The sequence below is a fragment of the Albidovulum denitrificans genome (assembly GCF_002973535.1).
In the GTDB taxonomy this organism is placed as follows: Bacteria; Pseudomonadota; Alphaproteobacteria; order Rhodobacterales; family Rhodobacteraceae; genus Albidovulum; species Albidovulum denitrificans.
In genome coordinates this window covers 909,457-926,418 of the sequence record NZ_PVEP01000001.1, presented here as the reverse complement: position 1 = coordinate 926,418, position 16,962 = coordinate 909,457, and the positions used below count along the sequence as shown (strand labels likewise).

Annotated in this window: 18 protein-coding genes; 5 read left to right on the top strand and 13 right to left on the bottom strand. The window is 66.8% G+C overall.

Annotated elements, in window-relative coordinates; translation table 11 throughout:
* Window positions 1-269 precede the first annotated feature (269 nt).
* Window positions 270-689, bottom strand: a complete 420-nt coding sequence (locus LX70_RS04515; protein ID WP_105513605.1) for a DUF4177 domain-containing protein — start codon at window positions 687-689, stop codon at window positions 270-272.
* Between the two features lie 218 nt (window positions 690-907).
* On the opposite strand from LX70_RS04515, the gene LX70_RS04510 reads away from it, so the two are divergent.
* The gene (locus LX70_RS04510; protein WP_146111543.1) at window positions 908-1,582 is read left to right on the top strand and encodes a carbohydrate binding domain-containing protein; all 675 of its coding nucleotides are present in this window, start codon (window positions 908-910) and stop codon (window positions 1,580-1,582) included.
* 62 nt (window positions 1,583-1,644) lie between these two features.
* Here LX70_RS04510 and gatB read toward each other — a convergent pair whose 3' ends face one another.
* Both gatB and LX70_RS04500 read right to left on the bottom strand, forming a co-directional pair.
* On the bottom strand, window positions 1,645-3,162 hold the full coding sequence (gene gatB, locus LX70_RS04505) for an Asp-tRNA(Asn)/Glu-tRNA(Gln) amidotransferase subunit GatB (protein WP_105513287.1): 1,518 nt from the start codon (window positions 3,160-3,162) through the stop codon (window positions 1,645-1,647).
* A 77-nt stretch (window positions 3,163-3,239) separates the two neighbouring features.
* On the bottom strand, window positions 3,240-3,770 hold the full coding sequence (locus tag LX70_RS04500; RefSeq protein WP_105513286.1) for a hypothetical protein: 531 nt from the start codon (window positions 3,768-3,770) through the stop codon (window positions 3,240-3,242).
* A gap of 168 nt (window positions 3,771-3,938) precedes the next feature.
* Here LX70_RS04500 and LX70_RS04495 point away from each other — a divergent pair, with 168 nt between their 5' ends.
* Window positions 3,939-4,736: a crotonase/enoyl-CoA hydratase family protein gene (locus tag LX70_RS04495; RefSeq protein ID WP_105513285.1), complete on the top strand. Its 798-nt coding sequence runs from the start codon at window positions 3,939-3,941 to the stop codon at window positions 4,734-4,736.
* A 20-nt stretch (window positions 4,737-4,756) separates the two neighbouring features.
* Window positions 4,757-5,671 carry a DMT family transporter gene (locus tag LX70_RS04490; RefSeq protein ID WP_105513604.1) on the top strand — a complete coding sequence of 305 codons (915 nt, stop codon included), beginning with the start codon at window positions 4,757-4,759 and terminating at the stop codon, window positions 5,669-5,671.
* A 65-nt stretch (window positions 5,672-5,736) separates the two neighbouring features.
* On the opposite strand, the gene dtd is transcribed toward LX70_RS04490, so the two are convergent.
* The 9 genes from dtd to LX70_RS04445 all read right to left on the bottom strand — a co-directional run bounded on the left by dtd (window position 5,737) and on the right by LX70_RS04445 (window position 15,075).
* A complete protein-coding gene (dtd, locus tag LX70_RS04485; protein WP_105513284.1) occupies window positions 5,737-6,180 on the bottom strand; it encodes a D-aminoacyl-tRNA deacylase in 444 nt (147 codons plus the stop codon).
* Entirely contained in the window at window positions 6,177-7,097 is a 921-nt protein-coding gene (locus tag LX70_RS04480; RefSeq protein ID WP_105513283.1) for a carbohydrate kinase family protein, read from the bottom strand. Before LX70_RS04480 ends, dtd begins: the two co-directional genes overlap by 4 nt.
* A 121-nt stretch (window positions 7,098-7,218) precedes the next feature.
* Entirely contained in the window at window positions 7,219-8,346 is a 1,128-nt protein-coding gene (locus tag LX70_RS04475) for a TFIIB-type zinc finger domain-containing protein (protein WP_105513282.1), read from the bottom strand.
* 18 nt (window positions 8,347-8,364) lie between these two features.
* Window positions 8,365-9,489, bottom strand: a complete 1,125-nt coding sequence (locus tag LX70_RS04470) for an SPFH domain-containing protein (protein WP_105513281.1) — start codon at window positions 9,487-9,489, stop codon at window positions 8,365-8,367.
* 35 nt (window positions 9,490-9,524) lie between these two features.
* Complete coding sequence (locus LX70_RS04465; RefSeq protein WP_105513280.1) at window positions 9,525-10,166, bottom strand: DUF4241 domain-containing protein; 642 nt, start codon at window positions 10,164-10,166, stop codon at window positions 9,525-9,527.
* The gene (locus LX70_RS04460) at window positions 10,166-11,089 is read right to left on the bottom strand and encodes a DUF2927 domain-containing protein (RefSeq protein WP_105513279.1); all 924 of its coding nucleotides are present in this window, start codon (window positions 11,087-11,089) and stop codon (window positions 10,166-10,168) included. The genes LX70_RS04465 and LX70_RS04460 overlap by 1 nt, the downstream gene beginning before the upstream one ends.
* A gap of 9 nt (window positions 11,090-11,098) precedes the next feature.
* Window positions 11,099-12,289, bottom strand: coding sequence for a toxic anion resistance protein (locus tag LX70_RS04455; protein ID WP_105513278.1), 1,191 nt, complete (start codon window positions 12,287-12,289; stop codon window positions 11,099-11,101).
* The gene (locus LX70_RS04450) at window positions 12,282-13,187 is read right to left on the bottom strand and encodes a 5-bromo-4-chloroindolyl phosphate hydrolysis family protein (RefSeq protein WP_105513277.1); all 906 of its coding nucleotides are present in this window, start codon (window positions 13,185-13,187) and stop codon (window positions 12,282-12,284) included. Before LX70_RS04450 ends, LX70_RS04455 begins: the two co-directional genes overlap by 8 nt.
* Before the next feature lie 196 nt (window positions 13,188-13,383).
* Window positions 13,384-15,075: a pseudouridine synthase gene (locus LX70_RS04445; RefSeq protein ID WP_105513276.1), complete on the bottom strand. Its 1,692-nt coding sequence runs from the start codon at window positions 15,073-15,075 to the stop codon at window positions 13,384-13,386.
* Between the two features lie 101 nt (window positions 15,076-15,176).
* Between LX70_RS04445 and LX70_RS04440 the strand changes: the two genes are divergently transcribed.
* Both LX70_RS04440 and LX70_RS04435 read left to right on the top strand, forming a co-directional pair.
* Window positions 15,177-15,629: a nucleoside deaminase gene (locus LX70_RS04440; protein WP_105513603.1), complete on the top strand. Its 453-nt coding sequence runs from the start codon at window positions 15,177-15,179 to the stop codon at window positions 15,627-15,629.
* A gap of 379 nt (window positions 15,630-16,008) precedes the next feature.
* A complete protein-coding gene (locus LX70_RS04435) occupies window positions 16,009-16,230 on the top strand; it encodes a hypothetical protein (RefSeq protein WP_105513275.1) in 222 nt (73 codons plus the stop codon).
* Between the two features lie 18 nt (window positions 16,231-16,248).
* Here LX70_RS04435 and LX70_RS04430 read toward each other — a convergent pair whose 3' ends face one another.
* Window positions 16,249-16,941 (bottom strand): metal-dependent hydrolase, encoded by a 693-nt coding sequence (locus LX70_RS04430; RefSeq protein ID WP_105513274.1) that lies wholly within the window; start codon window positions 16,939-16,941, stop codon window positions 16,249-16,251.
* Window positions 16,942-16,962 lie beyond the last annotated feature (21 nt).

Genomic DNA, 16,962 nt, shown 5'->3' with positions numbered 1-16,962 from the left:
ACTTACGTTCTCAACGAAAACCCGAAACACTTTTGTACCGGATAACAGTCACGCCAGAGCGGCGCGCGGCGCAAGGAGATTGTGGCGCGATTGTGGCTTTCCTGGGGCCGGGGTGTGGCGCAAGGCCGGGGGTCGGGTCGGCAATATGTTGATTTATAAAGGTAAGTTTCCCGGCGGCGCGCATGGCGGCGCGTCAAGGCCCGCTGATCCGGGGCGGGCGACGATCCGGGTGGGGCAGGGGAACTGTTGCCGCCCGCGCGACGGCGGGGTCAGGTTGCCTTGGTCTCGGCCGTCTCGGTAACCGTTTCGGCGGGGGTCTCTTCGGCAGGTTCCGGGGCTGCCTCGGCTTTCGCCTCGGGCGCGGGCGGTGCGGCGGGGCTTTCCAGCCGTGGCGCCTTGCCCTCGACCGCCTCGGCCGTCAGCTGGCGCGGCGGGGCGGGGCGGTCGGCGGCCGCCTCCACCGGGCGGCGGAAGACCAGCATGTTGTGATAGACCGTGACACGCCGGGTCAGGCCGCTGCGTTCCTCGGAGGGCAGCATCTCGGCCCGGACATAGTCCCAGCCCTCGCGCGCCATGCGGTTCAGGACCGAGGTCATGGCCTGGGCGAAACGGTCGCCCGGCGTCTTGGCGCCGCGGGCCTTCTCGCCGCGATCGGGGGCGGGAATGACTTTGTACTCGTAGTGCTGCATCGTCCTCGCATCCCTTCGGTCGCGGTCTGGTCCGGTCTTCGCCAAGCCCCGCATGTAGCCTGCGCGCGCCATTGCGGCAACCCCGCCGGGGACAACGCCATGCTGACGTGGCGGAATGTCAACGAACGGGAAACCCGTTTACGCAAAACGCCGCCGATCCGCCCCGGTTCCACCGCAATTGGCCTTTAGACCTGCGCGTGAGTTGTGGAGTGAAGATCATGGCCAAGTCTTTCAGTTTCTTCGGTGCGGCGCTTCTGGCGCTGCTGTCCGCCGTTCCGGCGTCGGGTGCGACACTTCTTGTCAACGGCTCGTTCGAGAGCGGCCCGCTTGGCAATCCGGCGGGGTCGGTGAACGGCGCCACGTTCGACACGCTGACGACGGGAAGCCGCAGTTGGGATGCCTATGGGTCGCTGGACGGCTGGACGCTGGCCTCTGGCCCCGGCATCGCGGTCGAGACGGACCGCTCCAACAACAAGATCGACGCCCAGGACGGCGAACATTATGTCGGCCTCGACGTGATCGGGAATGCCCGCATCACGCAGACGGTTGCGCTGACCGTCGGGGCCTATACGCTGAACCTCTGGTACAGCCCGAACACCAACAACGCGGCCACGAACGGCATCGACTTTGGCATCACCGGCCTTGGCAGCGGTGTGGCGACGGTTGGCACCATGGGCGCGCGCCGGGGCGAGTGGTCGCAGATCAGCCTGAATGTGCTGGTGCAGGTTGCGGGCGATTATCAGGTCTATGTCGGCGCGATGGGGGCCAGCGACGGGCGCGGCGGCTATATCGACAATATCGCGCTGACGCCGGTGCCGCTGCCTGCGGCGGGGCTTGGCCTGCTGGGCGCGCTGGGCCTGATGGCCGGGCTGCGGCGCAAGCGTCTGGCCTGAAACGGCGGTGGATTGGAAGAAGGGCGGCCCTTGCGCCGCCCTTCTCGCGCCTTCAGCAGGGGTCAGAGGCCCAGCTTCTTCGCCACCAGTTCGTTGACGGCCGCCGGGTTGGCCTTGCCGCCCGTGGCCTTCAGAACCTGACCGACGAACCAGCCCGCCAGCTTCGGGTTGGCCTTGGCCTTTTCGACCTGCGCCGGGTTGGCGGCGATCACCTCATCCACCGCCGCCTCGATGGCGCCGGTATCGGTGACCTGCTTCATCCCGTGTTTCGCCGCGACCTCGGCCGGATCGCCGCCCTTTTCGGTGGTCCAGAGCAGCTCAAAGAGGTCCTTGGCCATCTTGCCAGAGATGTCGCCCTTGGCGATCAGGTCCAGCATCCCGCCAAGCTGCGCCGCCGAAACCGGCGTCGTCTCGACCGTCAGGCCCTCTTTGTTCAGTCGCCCGAACAACTCGTTGATAACCCAGTTCGCGGCCTGCTTGCCGTCGCGGCCCTTGGCGACCTCTTCGAAGAAGGCTGCGTTCTCCACCTCGGCGGTCAGCACGTTGGCGTCGTATTCGGTCATGCCGTAGTCACCGACGAACCGCGCCTTCTTGGCGTCGGGCAGTTCGGGCATCGACGCGGCGATGTCATCGACCCAAGCCTGCTCGATCTCCAGCGGCAAGAGGTCGGGGCAGGGGAAGTAGCGATAGTCATGCGCCTCTTCCTTGGACCGCATCGACCGGGTTTCGCCCTTGTCGGGGTCGTAAAGCCGGGTCTCCTGCACCACCTTGCCGCCATCCTCGACGATGGCGATCTGGCGGCGGGCCTCGTATTCGATGGCCTGCTGGATAAACCGCATGGAGTTCATGTTCTTGATCTCGCAGCGTGTGCCGAGATGGCCGAAATCGCCGGTGGCCTGGTATTTCTCATAATCGCCCGGCCGGCAGATCGACACGTTGACGTCGGCGCGCAGGTTGCCGTTCTGCATGTTGCCGTCGCAGGTGCCGAGGTAGCGCATGATCTGGCGCAGCTTGCCGACATAGGCCGCCGCCTCTTCCGGCCCGCGGATGTCGGGGCGGCTCACGATCTCCATCAGCGCGACGCCGGTGCGGTTGAGGTCGACGAAGGACATGGTCGGGTCAAGGTCGTGGATCGACTTGCCCGCGTCCTGTTCGATATGGATGCGCTCGATCCGCACCCGCCGCGCGATACCCGGCCCCATGTCCACGATCACCTCGCCCTCGCCCACGATGGGGTGGTAAAGCTGGGAAATCTGGTAGCCCTGCGGCAGGTCGGGGTAGAAGTAATTCTTGCGGTCGAAGGCCGATCGCAGGTTGATCCCGGCCTTCAGGCCAAGCCCGGTCTTGACCGCCTGCGCCACGCAATATTCGTTGATGACCGGCAGCATCCCCGGCATCGCGGCATCGACGAAGGCGACGTTGGAATTCGGCTCGGCCCCGAAGGTGGTGGAGGCGCCGGAGAAAAGCTTGGCGTTCGAGGCGACCTGGGCGTGAACCTCAAGCCCGATCACCAGTTCCCAGTCTTCCTTGGCGCCGGAGATTACCTTGGGCTTCGGGGCTTCATAGGTCAGGTCGAGCATGGTCGCGGTCCTTCGGGCTGTACCGCCCGCGTTTTAAGGGAGGGCGCGGGCCGGGGCAAGCGGAAGGAAGGGCGGCGTCAGACCTTCAGCGCGCGCGCAATCTCGGCCAGCGCCTCTTTCTGCCGCTCGCTGAGCGTGCCGCCCCGCGCCGCCAGTGCGGTGTCGTTCAGAACCCCCATCAGGGGCGTCAGGCTGCCCGCGCGGTCAAGCTTGGCCAGCCGCCGCGACAGCCGCGTGATCGCCGGTTCCGGGCCGTTGCATTCGGTGACCAGCCAGCGGCCAAGGATCATCGCCTCTTCCGCGTCCTTGGCGCTGCGGTGGGTGTGGTGCTGCAAGGCCATCGACAGCGCGTCCTGCTGTTCGCGCGAGGGCAGGCCGCCAAGCTCCATGAAGGCGGTGCCAAGGGCTGCGATGGCAAGGGCGGGTTCCTCGATGGACTCGACCGGGTGGACATTGGCGCGGCGACGAAAGCCCAGACGTCGGGCGGCCCCCATCACGTCGCCCGCCATATCCGCCAGGTCCTGCGCGACGTGACCGGCATTGCGGGCGCGCATGGCCCAGAAATAGGCGGCCCCGACCAGACCGAGAAACGCGATGATATAGGGCATGGGCAACCTTTGACGCTACGAACCAAATTCAATGCGGCGCAATCTTGCGGGACCCTCGCCCGTCAATGCGGCGTGAGTGTGACGTTGGGGCAGGTCCTTGGCAACCCCGCTTTCCATCCCCGGCACGCTCTGGCATCTTCACCCCGCACCAGCGGAGGGAGAGGTCGCATGAAATCGCTCGAAAGCCTTGATCTGACACAGATTTTTCTCGACGTGGACGATCTGGGGATCGCGACGGTGACGCTGAACCGCGAAGCCAAGCGCAACGCGCTGGATGCGCAGACGGTGGGGGAGCTGGTCGACCTTTTCACCGCGATCCCGCAGGCGGGCGTGCGCGCGGTGGTGCTGCGGGGCGAGGGGACGCATTTCTGCGCCGGTCTCGATCTGGTGGAGCATTTCAAGGAGGATCGCAGCCCGGCGGAGTTCATGCACCTTTGCCTGCGCTGGCATGAGGCGTTCAACAAGATGGAATATGGCGGGGTGCCGGTCATCGCCGCCTTGAAGGGTGCGGTTGTTGGCGGCGGGTTGGAGCTTGCCTCTTCCGCCCATGTCCGGGTGGCCGATGCCACAACCTATTTCGCCCTGCCCGAAGGCCAGCGCGGGTTGTTCACCGGCGGTGGCGCGACGATCCGGGTGGCGGATCTGGTCGGCAAGGCGCGGATGATCGACATGATGCTGACGGGGCGCGTCTACAAGGGGGATGAGGCGATGGCGGTCGGCCTCTGCCAATACCTTGTCGAGGATAGCGAGGCCAAGGCGATGGAGCTTGCCCGCGCGGCCGCCGCCAACACGCCGCTGTCGAACTTCGCCATCTGTTCGGCCATCAGCCACATGCAGAACATGTCCGCGCTCGATGCCGCCTATGCCGAGGCGGTGGTGGCCGGGATCGTCAACACCCAGCCCGACGCGCGCGGGCGGCTTGAGGCCTTTGCCAACAAGACCGCCGCGCGGGTCCGGCCAGAGTGAGCGGCGCCCCCCAGTCGCCCATGAAGGGGATCGGCTTCAAGCTGATCTCGGTCACGTTCTTCATGGCGATGTCGGCGCTTATCAAGGCAACGGCGGATGAGGTGCCGCCGGGTGAGGCGGTGTTCTTCCGGTCGTTCTTCGCGATCCCGGTGATCCTTGTCTGGCTTTACGCGACCCATGCCTTTGGCGACGGGCTGCGCACATCGAACCCCTTGGGCCATCTCTGGCGTGGCCTGCTGGGGACGACGGCGATGGGGTGCAGTTTCGCCGGGCTGGGCTTTCTGCCGCTGCCCGAGGTCACGGCGATCGGCTATGCCGCGCCGCTTCTGACCGTCATCTTCGCCGCGATGTTTCTGGGCGAGGCGGTGCGCGCCTTTCGCATCACGACCGTCGGGCTGGGCATGGTCGGCGTCCTTATCATCCTGTCGCCGCGCCTGTCCGCGCTGCAATCGGGCGCGGTGGGGACGGTTGAGACCCTGGGCGCGATCATCGTCCTTGTCGGCGCGGTCTTTTCGGCGCTGGCGCAGGTCTTCGTGCGCAAGCTGGTGCTGGCGGAACGGACGACGGCGATCGTCTTTTATTTCTCGCTGACCTCGACCTGCGTGTCGCTGGTGACGCTGCCCTTCGGCTGGGTCTGGCCCGCGCCGGGAACGGCGGCGATGCTGATCGCGGCCGGGCTTCTGGGCGGGGTGGGGCAGGTGCTTTTGACCTCTTCCTACCGCTTTGCCGATGCCTCGGTCGTGGCGCCGTTCGAATATGCCTCGATGATTCTCGCGCTTCTGGTGGGCTATTTCGTCTTTGCCGAGGTGCCGACCAGGGTCGTCCTGCAAGGTGCGGCGCTGGTCATGGCGGCGGGCATCGCGATCATCTGGCGCGAGCATCAGCTTGGCCTGAAGCGCGACCGGCAGCGAAAGTCGATGACGCCACAAGGGTGAGGCGCGCCCGGAAAACGCTCCGGTGGAGCGTTTTCAGCGCCGAACGGGCGGAGCCCAACGGGCCGTCACCCGGCGGTATCCAGCCAGATCGTCACCGGCCCCTGATTGACCAGCGCGACATCCATGTCGGCGCCGAATTCGCCATTCTCGACCCTGACGCCTTCGCTGCGCAGCCGGTCGGAGAAGTAGCGATAAAGCCGTTCCCCTTCCTCCGGCGGGGCGGCGGGGGAAAAGCCGGGCCGGTTCCCGCGTGAGGTGTCGGCGGCCAGCGTGAACTGGCTGACGACCAGCGCCGCGCCGCCGGTATCCTTCAGCGCGAGGTTCATCTTGTCGGCCTCATCCTTGAAGATGCGCAGCTTGACGATCTTGGCGGCAAGCTTGTCTGCCTCGGCCTCCGTATCGCCCTGCATGGCGCAGATCAGGATCAGAAGGCCGGGGCCGATTTCCCCGGTCACGCGGCCCGCGACGCTGACGCGGGCGGAACTGACACGTTGCAGCAGCGCCCTCATAGCTCATCCTCCCAGGGCGGGTTGGCGCCGGGGCGGGATACGGTGACGGCGGCGGCGCGGATGCCAAGCGTCAGCGCGTCCGTCAGCGCCGCCGCCCCGATCCCGTTCAGCGCCGCCTTGTCCAGAAGCCCCGCCCTGTGCAGCGCCGCCAGAACGCCCGCGTTGAAAGTGTCGCCCGCGCCGACCGTATCGGCGACGGTGACCTTGCGGGCAGGCACAAAGACCGCGTCGCGGCGGGTGAAGGCATGGGCGCCGGTTGCGCCTTCGGTCACGAAGACGACCTTCGGCCCCTGATCCAGCACCTTCGCGGCGAGGGTGGAAAGCTCACCCTTGCCCTCAAGCCAGTGCAGGTCCTCATCCGACAGTTTCACCAGATCGGCCAGCGCGATCATCCGGGCGATCCGGGCGCGATAGGCCGCTTCGTCGGTGATGAAGCCGGGGCGGATATTGGGGTCGATCATGGTGACGCGGGCGGGGGCCTCCCGCGCCATCAGCGCCTCATAGGCGCTGCCGCAGGGATCGACGACAAGGCTGATGCCGCCGAAAAACACCGTGCCGACATTGGCCGGCAGGGCGGGCATATCCTCGGGCCGGATCATGCGGCCGGCGGTGTTCTCGTCATAGAACGCATAGCTTGCCTGCCCGTCGACCAGCTTGACGAAGGCCAGCGTCGTGGGCCGGGCGGAGCGGATCGCAAGGCTGCTGTCGACCTTCGAGGCGGTCAGGCTGTCGGTCAGGATTTCGCCGAAAAGATCGGTGGACAGGCCCGACAGAAAGCCCGAGGGCGCGCCAAGCCGCCCCAGCGCGATGGCGGTGTTAAAGACCGCGCCGCCCGCATAGGGCGCAAAGGCGGCCTCTCCCCCGGTCGATTGCCGGGGCAGCATGTCGATCAGCGCTTCGCCGCAACTCAGGATCATCTCGCCCTCCCGTTAGCGATAACGCCGATGCCATATCGCAGACCGCCCGTCCCGGCAATCACCTTGGCGGGGGGGAAGGGGGGCGGTCAAGGGTGGCTTGGGCGTAGCACCGACATCGAACCTAATTGAACTGCTGCTGGAATTCCGGGTTCTGCGACAGCCAGATAACCACCCCCGCCACGATCAGGCCAAGGATCACCGCGACGGTGATCTTCCACGGCGACCACGGCCGTTCGCCCTGCACCTTGCCGGTCTGGCCGTTGACCACGAACCGATAGCTCCGCCCGCGGAACTTGTAGGCGGCGGTCCAGACCGGCAGCAGGATATGCTTGAAGGTCACGTCCGACACTTCGGTGTCGATATTGTGGATTTCCTGCCGGTCGCCGCCGATGTCGAAGCGCACGTCGCGTTCGATCATCCGGTCCATATAGGCGCGCGCCTCGGTCAGCCCTTCTTCGAGAGAGACGGTATAGCCCTCGGCCCGGAAACCTGCGAGGAATTCGGGTTGATAGGGCTCAAGCCGTGTCAGGTCCCAGGGCAGCAGCGCGTCGGTATGCGATTTCGGCAGCGAGCGGGAGGCGAGGATCAGCACATCGTCGAAGAACCGCGCGACACGGCCCGAAACAGGGGTCCAGCGGATCTTGGCGACCTGCCGCATCTCGGTCCTGACGCGGCCCTGCTGGTCGCGGACCTGCACCGGTTGGCTTTCGTAATAGACCGTCCCGCGCCGCCCGGAATAGCGTGACCGGGTGTCGGCGTCGAAGGTCCAGTAGGGGACATAGACCCCCTGCATCGCGCGGCCCTTGCGGGCATAATCCTGCAACCCCGAGGGCGCGAACCACAAGGAGCCGAGCCAGCGGTTCATCGCGCCCCGCGCCTCGCGTTCGGTGATGTCGAAGGGGGCGAGGCCCTTGGGTTTGATATGCCGGTTCTCCCCCGTCCCGGTCACGACCGGGGTCGCGCAGAACGGGCATTCGGTGGAATGGACAGCGGGGTCGAACTCGATCACCGCGCCGCAATTGGGGCAGCGCGAGGTCCGGGTGACCTCCATCTCCGCATCGGGCAGGGCGGCCTCAAGCCCGCGCCGCAGGTCAAGCTCCTCGATCGGCCGGGTCCCGGCGCGGGGTGTGGTCAGCGGCTCACTATAGCCGCAATGGTCGCAGATCAGCTTTCCCTCGCCCGGCGAAAAGCGCAGGTCGGCGCCGCATTGCGGGCAGGGAAAGCGGTGATCTTGCGTCTCGTCCAGCATCGCGGGCCTGTCCGGCGATCAGGCCCCTGGCGGCGGGGGCGGCGGGGCGACGGTGAAAAGCTGCGCAAGCTCTGCCACCTCGCCTGCCGGTTTCCAGCCATCCATGCCCTGCGACCAGACCAGCGTGTCGCGCGTGACCGACCCGTCGCCGACCATCCGGCCCAGATGGCCGCGCCCGTAAGGTCCCTGCGCCGCGCCATTTTCGGCGATGTGCCAGACTTTTTCCACCGGCGGCGGGGGCGGTGGTGGCGGGGTGACGGCGGCGGGCGCGGGGGCAGGTTGCGCCACCTGTCCCCACGGCCCCATCTGCGTTCCCATCGCCATGCCGATCCCGGCGCCAAGGCCCGCGCCCATCGCGCCGCCCGCCGCGCCGCCATCGCCACGCCCCAGCGCCTCGGCGGCGTTGAACTGCATGTAGCGGTTGAGGTCTCCCACGATCCCCATCGAGGTCCGCTTGTCCAGCGCTGCCTCAACAACCTCGGGCAAGCTGATGTTTTCGATGTAGAATTCCGGGATCGTCAGGCCATAATCCCCGATCGCCGGAGTGATCGCCCTGGCGACAATCTTGCCAAGGTCAAGCGTGTTGGCCGCCATGTCGAGGACCGGAATGCCGGACCCGGCGATCACGCGCGAAAACTCCTGCACGATGATGTTGCGGATCTGGAAGCTGATCTCATCAGCGGTAAATTCCCCATCCGTTCCAACGATTTCCGAAATGAACTTCGCCGGATCGCTGACCCGCATCACATAGGTGCCATAGGCGCGCAGCCTTACCGGCCCGAATTCGGGATCGCGCGCCATGATCGGGTTCTTGGTCCCCCATTTCTGGTCGGTAAAGCGCGTCGTGTTGACGAAGTAAATCTCCGACTTGAAGGGCGACTTGAAGCCGTGATCCCAGTGCTGAAGCGTCGTCAGGATCGGCATGTTGTTGGTCTCAAGCATATAGAGACCGGGGGTGAAGACGTCGGCGATCTGGCCTTCGTGGACGAAGACCGCCGCCTGACCTTCGCGCACGGTCAGCTTGGCGCCGTATTTGATCGCGTGGCCCTCACGCTCGAACCGCCAGACCATCGTGTCATGCGTGTCGTCGGTCCAGTGGATGACGTCGATGAACTCGCCGGTGAGGAAATCGAGAATACCCATGTGAAACTCCTTCTGTTCCGGCCCGCTGGTGGACCCTATTTGGCGCATTCCTTGGGCAGGAGCCATGTGCCTTCGGCATTGCGGCCCATGAAATCGGCATAGACCGCGACGATCTTGCCATTCGCGTCCGACAGGCTCGCCACCGGATAGCCGCCGTCACCCCAGCCGGTCGTGGTCATCGCGACCTCGCCGCCCTTGGGCAGGGGCAGGACCTTGCCCCTGAAAGAGGCGTGGCTGATCCGTTCGTGGAACCAGTCGTTGTAGATATCCTTGCCCGTGTCGGCGAATTCGTTCCCCGTCGTATCAAGCTCTGCCGCGTCGGCCCGGTCGAGGAAAGCGGCAAGGCCGGTGCTGGCGCCGACCGTCGTCTCATCATGGCCGCAGACCGGGGCGGCATCGGAAAAGACCAGCGCCGCCTTCGAGACGCGGTCGGTCTCGGGGTCGATCATCAGGTAAAGCCGCGCCTTGCCGTCGGGAACCTTGATCCAGACCCAGTTCGGATGCGGCGCATAGATCAGCGGATCGGCGACGATGATGGCGCCGCCCGAAACGGTGTAGCTTCCGGCAGAGCGCAATTCGAGAGGGGGCGCGGTGTTCTGCGCCAGCCAGGCGGCGGCACCGGGGATGTCCCCGCCAAAGGCGGGCGTTGCCAGAAGCGCAAGGGCAAAGCGCCACATCAGACCTCTCCCCCCATCAGTTCGGCCGCGATCACCTCGACGACGGGGCGTGCCTCGGCCAGTGTCATGCCGGGGCGCAGGCGGGGGTCATAGAGCATCTTCAGCATCAACTCGTCCTGTTTCGTCAACAAAGCATATTCTTCGTTATCGTTGAAAATCGACGGCCGCGCGCGCGGGCTGTCGTTGATAAGGCCAAGGCTTTGGGCCAGTTCCTCATGCACGCAGAGGCTGCGCAGTTTCGGCGTCAGTTCCGACCGGATGACCGACACGGCGCTGTCGATGACCGGGCTTTGGCCGGAATTGAAGGTGAAGGCGGTGCAATAGATGTCGCGCCGCATGTCCTCGACGGACCGGATCGCGCCTTTCGAGGTCTCGGGCGCCACCGCGCGGATCAGTGGCCCGGCGCCGCGCCGTTCCTCGGGGCCGAGGATGAAGACCGTGTGATTGGGATTGCGGTCGTTCATCCACATCGGCAGGCCGGAGATGCGCGACAGGCGCCGGACATAGGCGGCGATTTCGTCCCGGTCGGCCTTGCGGTCGGCTTCGGGGACCGAGGCGCCGAAGACCAGCCCGACGCGCACCGGCCCCTGCCAGCGGTGCAGCAGGTTTTCCCCCCCGCCCGCGACCAGCATCCCGCCCTGTTCGGTGAACTCGTCAAAGAAGGCGATGGCAAGGAAGTTGTCCACCAGATCGCGGGTGGTAAAGGGCGCATCCGGCCCGCCGCCATCCTCGCGCATCCGGTCCTGGGCCAGGTAGTTGGCCTCGATCCTGGCGTAATAGGCCCGCCCCGCCGCCATTTCGGCCGAGGGCGCGGTGTTGTCCGGCAGGGGCGGCGGCGCGGGGGGGCGCAGCGCGGGCGCGCCGCCCATGCAGGCGGCAAGGGCGAGCGGAAGGAGCAGGGCCGAAAGGGCGGGGCTGCGCATGATCGGTGTTCAGCCCCGCACGCTGCCGCCAAGGCTGTCGCCGCTGCCGGTGGAGCGCGCTTTGGCCGAGGCGAGCGTGTCGCGCAGGTCGGCTTCCATCTTCTTCAGGTCCTCCTCGGCGGCGGCGCGCTTGCGCTTGCCCTCGTCGGCGATGCGCAGGCTGTCCTCGATGGTTGCGATCAGGTCGGCATTGGCGGTCTTCACCGCCTCGATATCGAAGACGCCACGTTCCATTTCCGTCCGCACGACCTCATTCGCCTGACGCAGGTTCTTGGCGTTCGCGGTCAGCAGTTCGTTCGTCAGGTCATTGGCCTCACGCACGGCGCCCGCCGCTTCGGCAGAGCGCTGGATCGTCACCGCCTGCGCCAGTTGGGTTTCCCAAAGCGGCACGGTGTTGACGAGGGTGGAATTGATCTTGGTGACAAGGCTTTTGTCATTCTCCTGCACCAGCCGGATCGAGGGCAGCGACTGCATCGTCACCTGCCGGGTCAGCTTCAGGTCATGCACGCGGCGTTCCAGATCGTCGCGCGCGGCGCGCAGGTCGCGCAATTCCTGCGCCTTCATCACCTGATCGGGTTCCGGCGCGGCCTTCACCTCGGCTTCCTTGGCCGGGATGGTCTTGCCGTCCAATTCCTTCAGCTTCTCTTCCCCCGCGGCGATGTAAAGCGCCAGTTCGTCGTAGAAATTCAGCGTCTTGTCATAAAGCAGGTCCAGCGACTTGATGTCTTTCAGAAGCTTGTGTTCATGGCCCAGAAGGTCATCGGTGATCCTGTCGATCTGGCCCTGAACATCCTCGAAACGGGCAAGGAATTTCGCGAAGGGCGCGGTGCGGCCCAGAAGCCGCTCCCACCACGATAGTTTCCGCCGCACGTCGAGTTCGGATACCGAAAAGCCCCGGATCGTGGTGACGATGTTGCGCAGGCTGTCGCCCGCCGGGCCGACATCCTTGTTGCGCACGTCCTGCAACATCGCCTGGCTGATCTGCTGCAACTCCGCCTGCGCGGCAGAGCCGAAATTGACGATGGAGCCGGTGTCGGACAGGTCAAGCTCCGCCATCCGGCGGCGAATTTCTTCGGCAACCGGGGCAGGGGCGGCGTCAAGCGCCACCACCTCATTGCCCGGTTCGGGCAGGACGACGGCGGTGACTTCCTCGACGGCGGCAAGGGCCTTGGCGGCTTCCTGACGGGTGGCTTCAGACATCGGAACGCTCCTTTTCGGGCGGGGATTGCAGATCGAGGACAACGCCCTCGCGTTTCAGACGATCCCTGAGGACCGAGATTTCGACGTCAAGATCGCTGCGATTGTCGGACAAAAGCGCGCGGGTGCGCTGGGCGAAGTTGGTTTCCAGATCGGAAAGCAGCGTCTCATAGTCCGACCGCGCGGCGTCGTCCTTTTCGCGCCGCCAGAGGTCGGCGAACTTGATCGTCGCGTCACGCGCCCCCATCAGGTAGACGCCCAGATAGCGGCGCGCGGCGGTCAGGTCGCGGGGGTCTTCCTCGACCGTGCGGAACAGCGTGCGGGCGGTGGCGGCGAAACGGTCGATCCGGTCGGTCAGCCTGCGGTCGCCAAGCGCCGCGCCCGCCGCGCGCATCTCCTTCAGATAGCCCTCGCCCTCGGCCACGACACGCGCGACGCGGTCCTGCTGGAAGGTGTCGATCCCCTCCATGCCCTTGTTCTTCATCGGATCGGCGCCGAAGGTGGCGAAATGCAGCGCCGCCCCGGCCAGCCCGATCAGGACCGGCGTCACCAGCGCCGCGCCCGTCGAGGCGGCGGCAAGGCCAAGGCCGATCCCGGTCAGGACGCTGCCGAAGATCTTGCGCGGAAAGGCGGGTTTGCGGGTGCTGCGCCGTGCGTCATAGGCGGCCTTCGCGCGCACCCCTTCGCGGGTCAGCCATGTCGCCAGCAACAGGATGGCGAAAACCGCCAGATAGCGCAGCATGTCCGCCGGGCCATGAAAGAACGCCTTGGCCGCGAAGATCAGGCTGAAGACGAAAAGCCAGCGCGTGCGCCCTTCGGCGGCGCTGGGTATCCTGCGCGTCGACGGGGCCGACGGGTTGGCGGGGTCCGGGCTGTAACGGCCCCGGAAACGCTCGGCCATCACACGCCCCCCGTTACCGCGACATAAAGCATGAGGCCCAGAAGCAGCACATAGGCGATCCTCTGCAAGCCGCTATCGGTCATTCACTCGCCCCCAAAATCACACGGCAAAGACTGGCATGTCGGCGCGCGAAGGCCAAGACCTTCCGCAGGGGGAATTTCGGCGGATCCTGGCCAATTCCGCGCGGGCAGGGCGATCATCCCTTGCGCGGCGGCCCCTTGCGCGGGCCACGGGGGGCGCCGCCGCCCGGTCCCTTGCGCGGACCGCCGGGGCCTTTCGCGCCGCTGTCGCGGCGCGGCCCCTTGGGCGGCCCGGCGGGGCGCTTCGGCCGGCTGTCGCGATCCCCCTCGGCGCGGTCCTTGCGGGCGAAGCCGCGATCCTCTCCGCTTTTGGCCGGAAACTTCCGCGCGGGACGGTCGCTGCGCTCCCCCTCCGGCCGGGGCTTGCGGGCGTAGCCGCGTTCACCGGCGGGCTTGTCGTCGAAACGCCGGGCGGGACGGTCGCTGCGCTCGCCCTCAGCGCGATCCTTGCGGGCGTAGCCGCGATCCTCTCCGCCTTTGGGCGAGAACTTCCGCGCCGGGCGGTCCCCGCGCTCGCCCTCCGGTCTGGGCTTGCGACCGTAGCTGCGTTCGCCAGCCGGTTTGTCGTCGAAACGCCGCGCGGGACGCTCGCCACGCTCGCCCTCAGCGCGATCCTTGCGGGCGAAGCCGCGTTCGCCAGCGGGCTTGTCGTCGAAGCGCCGGGCGGGGCGCTCGCCACGCTCCCCCTCGGCGCGGTCCTTGCGGGCGTAGCCGCGATCCTCTCCGCCCTTGGGCGAGAACTTCCGCGCCGGACGGTCCCCACGCTCCCCCTCAGCGCGGTCCTTGCGGCCAAATCCCCGGCCTTCATCCGTCCCGCGCCGCGCCGGGCGGTCCCCTTCGTCGCGGTCCTTGCGCCAGGGGCGGTCGCCTTCCGGCTTGCCGCCAAAGCGTTTGCCGCCGTCGCGTGCCGGGCCGCTGCGGCGGGGGGCGTCGCCTTCGCCGTCGCGCCGCGCGAAACGCGGCTTGTCCGTCTGGCCGCGCGGTCCGGCCCCCTCGCGGCGCGGCTTCGCGCCCCCGGCGGGCTTGCCCGGACCCTTGCGGGGGCGCCGTTCGCCCGCCGCCTCATCGCCCGCGCCATCCTGCGCGCCAAGCTGTTCCCGCAGCACCCGCTGCTTGACCTCGACCACGTCGCCCAGCTTCATCTTGTTCAGCCGGAACGGGCCATAGCTGACCCGGATCAGCCGGTTCACCGTCAGCCCGACCTCGGCCATCGCGCGGCGGATTTCGCGGTTCTTGCCCTCGCGCAGCCCGACCGTCAGCCAGGCATTCGCGCCCTGCTGCTTGTCAAGCGTGATGTCCATCGGCTGAAACTCTTCCCCCTCGATGGTCACGCCCCGGCGCAGCGGGTCGAATGTCGCCTCATTCGGGCGGCCGTTCACGCGCACCCGGTACTTGCGCAGCCAGCCGGTCGTCGGCAGTTCCAGCTTGCGCTTCAACTCGCCGTCATTGGTCAGCAGGAGAAGCCCTTCGGAGGTCAGGTCAAGGCGACCGACGCTCATCACCCTGGGCATGCCTTCCGGCATGGTGTCGAAGACCGTCTGGCGGCCCTTTTCGTCCTTGGCCGAGGTCACAAGGCCGACGGGTTTGTAATACAGCCAAAGCCGCGCGGGCTGCGGCGCGTCGATGGGCTTGCCGTCCAGCGTCACCTTGTCACTGTCCAGCACATCCAGCGCGGGGCTTTCCACCTTGACCCCGTTCACGGAAACCCGGCCCTCAAGGATCATCTTCTCCGCATCGCGGCGCGAGGCGACACCGGAACGGGCCATGACCTTGGCGATACGCTCGCCCTTTGGCTGGTCTTCACTCATGGTCTGGTCCCCGGCTGTTGCAAGGCGCCGCTTCTAGCGCCAATCGCGGGCCGAGGGAAGCGCTTGCATGCGCCCCGGACGCACGGCATGACGGAAAGATGATCGGATTTCGCAGCTATATGGAAACGGCCCTGGCCGAGGCGCGGGCGGCGGGCGCGCGCGGCGAGGTGCCGGTGGGGGCCGTCGTCGTCGCGCCGGACGGGCGGGTGGTTGCCGCCGCGGGCAACCGGACGCGGGAGTTGAACGATCCGACGGCCCATGCCGAGGTGCTGGCGCTGCGGTCGGCCTGTGCGGCGGCGGGGGCGGAAAGGCTGCCGGGGCATGATCTTTACGTCACGCTGGAACCCTGTCCGATGTGCGCCGCGGCCATCTCCTTCGCGCGGATCGGGCGGCTTTACTATGGCGCGGAAGACCCGAAATCCGGCGGCGTCGCCCATGGCGCGCGTGTCTTCGCCCATCCGCAATGTCACCACGCGCCCGAGGTCTATGACGGCATCGGCGCGGACGCGGCGGCGCGGCTTTTGAAGGATTTCTTTGCCGGGCGCCGCGACTGACCGGCGCGGGGATTGTGTCGCATCCGACACAGACAATCCCCGCCGGGCAGGGGGTACAATTCCGCGCTTTGTATCCCGTCATTCCCCCGATATTCCTGCGCCCGTCCCGACACCCGCAGAAAAGGAGGCGCAGGATGACCATCTATGATCTTTCGACGCTTCGTCCGGGTGCTGGCGCGGCCTGGTGGCTCTGGTCCCACCGATCAGCCTTTACCTGCTGATCCGCCCCGCGACCGAGGGACCCGCGCACCGGCGCTGACCGGGCGCGATCCATTCCAGAAAAACCACCTCTGACACCGGCCCGGCGCCGGGTTCAGGCCATTCCAATTCATCTGATTAGGGCGCCTTTGGCCGGTCCGGTCCGGGGCGATGTGACGACATGAACGCAGAACTGAGGAGCGACCTGCCGGGGCCTGCCATGGCCGTCCGGGCGCTGGTCGCCGAATACGGCGCCGTCCGGGTGGTGCTGGCGCTGGTCCGCCACCTCGCCGGGCGGCGCGCACTGGCGCGGCGGATACGGGAGACGGAGCTGTCCGACCATATCCGGCGCGACATCGGGCTTGATCCGCGGACGCAGGGGCGAAGGTATTGGGAGCTGTGAGGGCCGCCCCCTTGCGTCTTAAAGCGTGATCGGGGCCATCACTCCGGCCTCGATCACGTTCACGCCGGGCAGTCCGGCCTTCAGGTCATCCGCATTCTGCGCGAGGATCGGGAAGGTCTTGTAATGGCAGGGGATCACGGTCTTGAAGGCAAAGTATTTCTTCGCCGCAAAGGCCGCCATCTTCATGTCCATGGTGAAATGCCCGCCCGCGCACAGGATGCCGATATCGGGGGCGTAATATTCGCCCATCCAGCCCATGTCGGCCATCACCGTCGTGTCGCCGCTGAGGTAGATCGTATGGCCTTCGCCCGCGATCATATAGCCCGCCTCATGCCCCGCATAGACCGGCCCGTTCGGCCCGCCGAGCGAGGAGGAATGCTGGGCCGGCACCATCGACACCTTCGCCCCGTTCACCTCGATCGTGCCGCCCTTGTTAAAGCCGATGCCGGTGATGCCCTCACCTTCCTCCCAAAAGGAAATCAGGTCATAGATCCCGGCGACGGGAATGCCCTTGTCTTTGGCGATGGCCAGGGCATCGCCGGTGTGATCGCCATGGCCGTGGGTCAGGAGGATATGGGTCGCGTCCGCCGTGGCCTCCCCCTCGCGGCCCTCGGGAAAAACAGGATTTCCGGTCATCCAGGGGTCGATCAGCAGCACCGCCTGTTCGATTTCGATGCGAAAGCCGGAATGGCCGAGCCATGTGATCTTCATCTTGTCCTCCTGTCGTCGGCG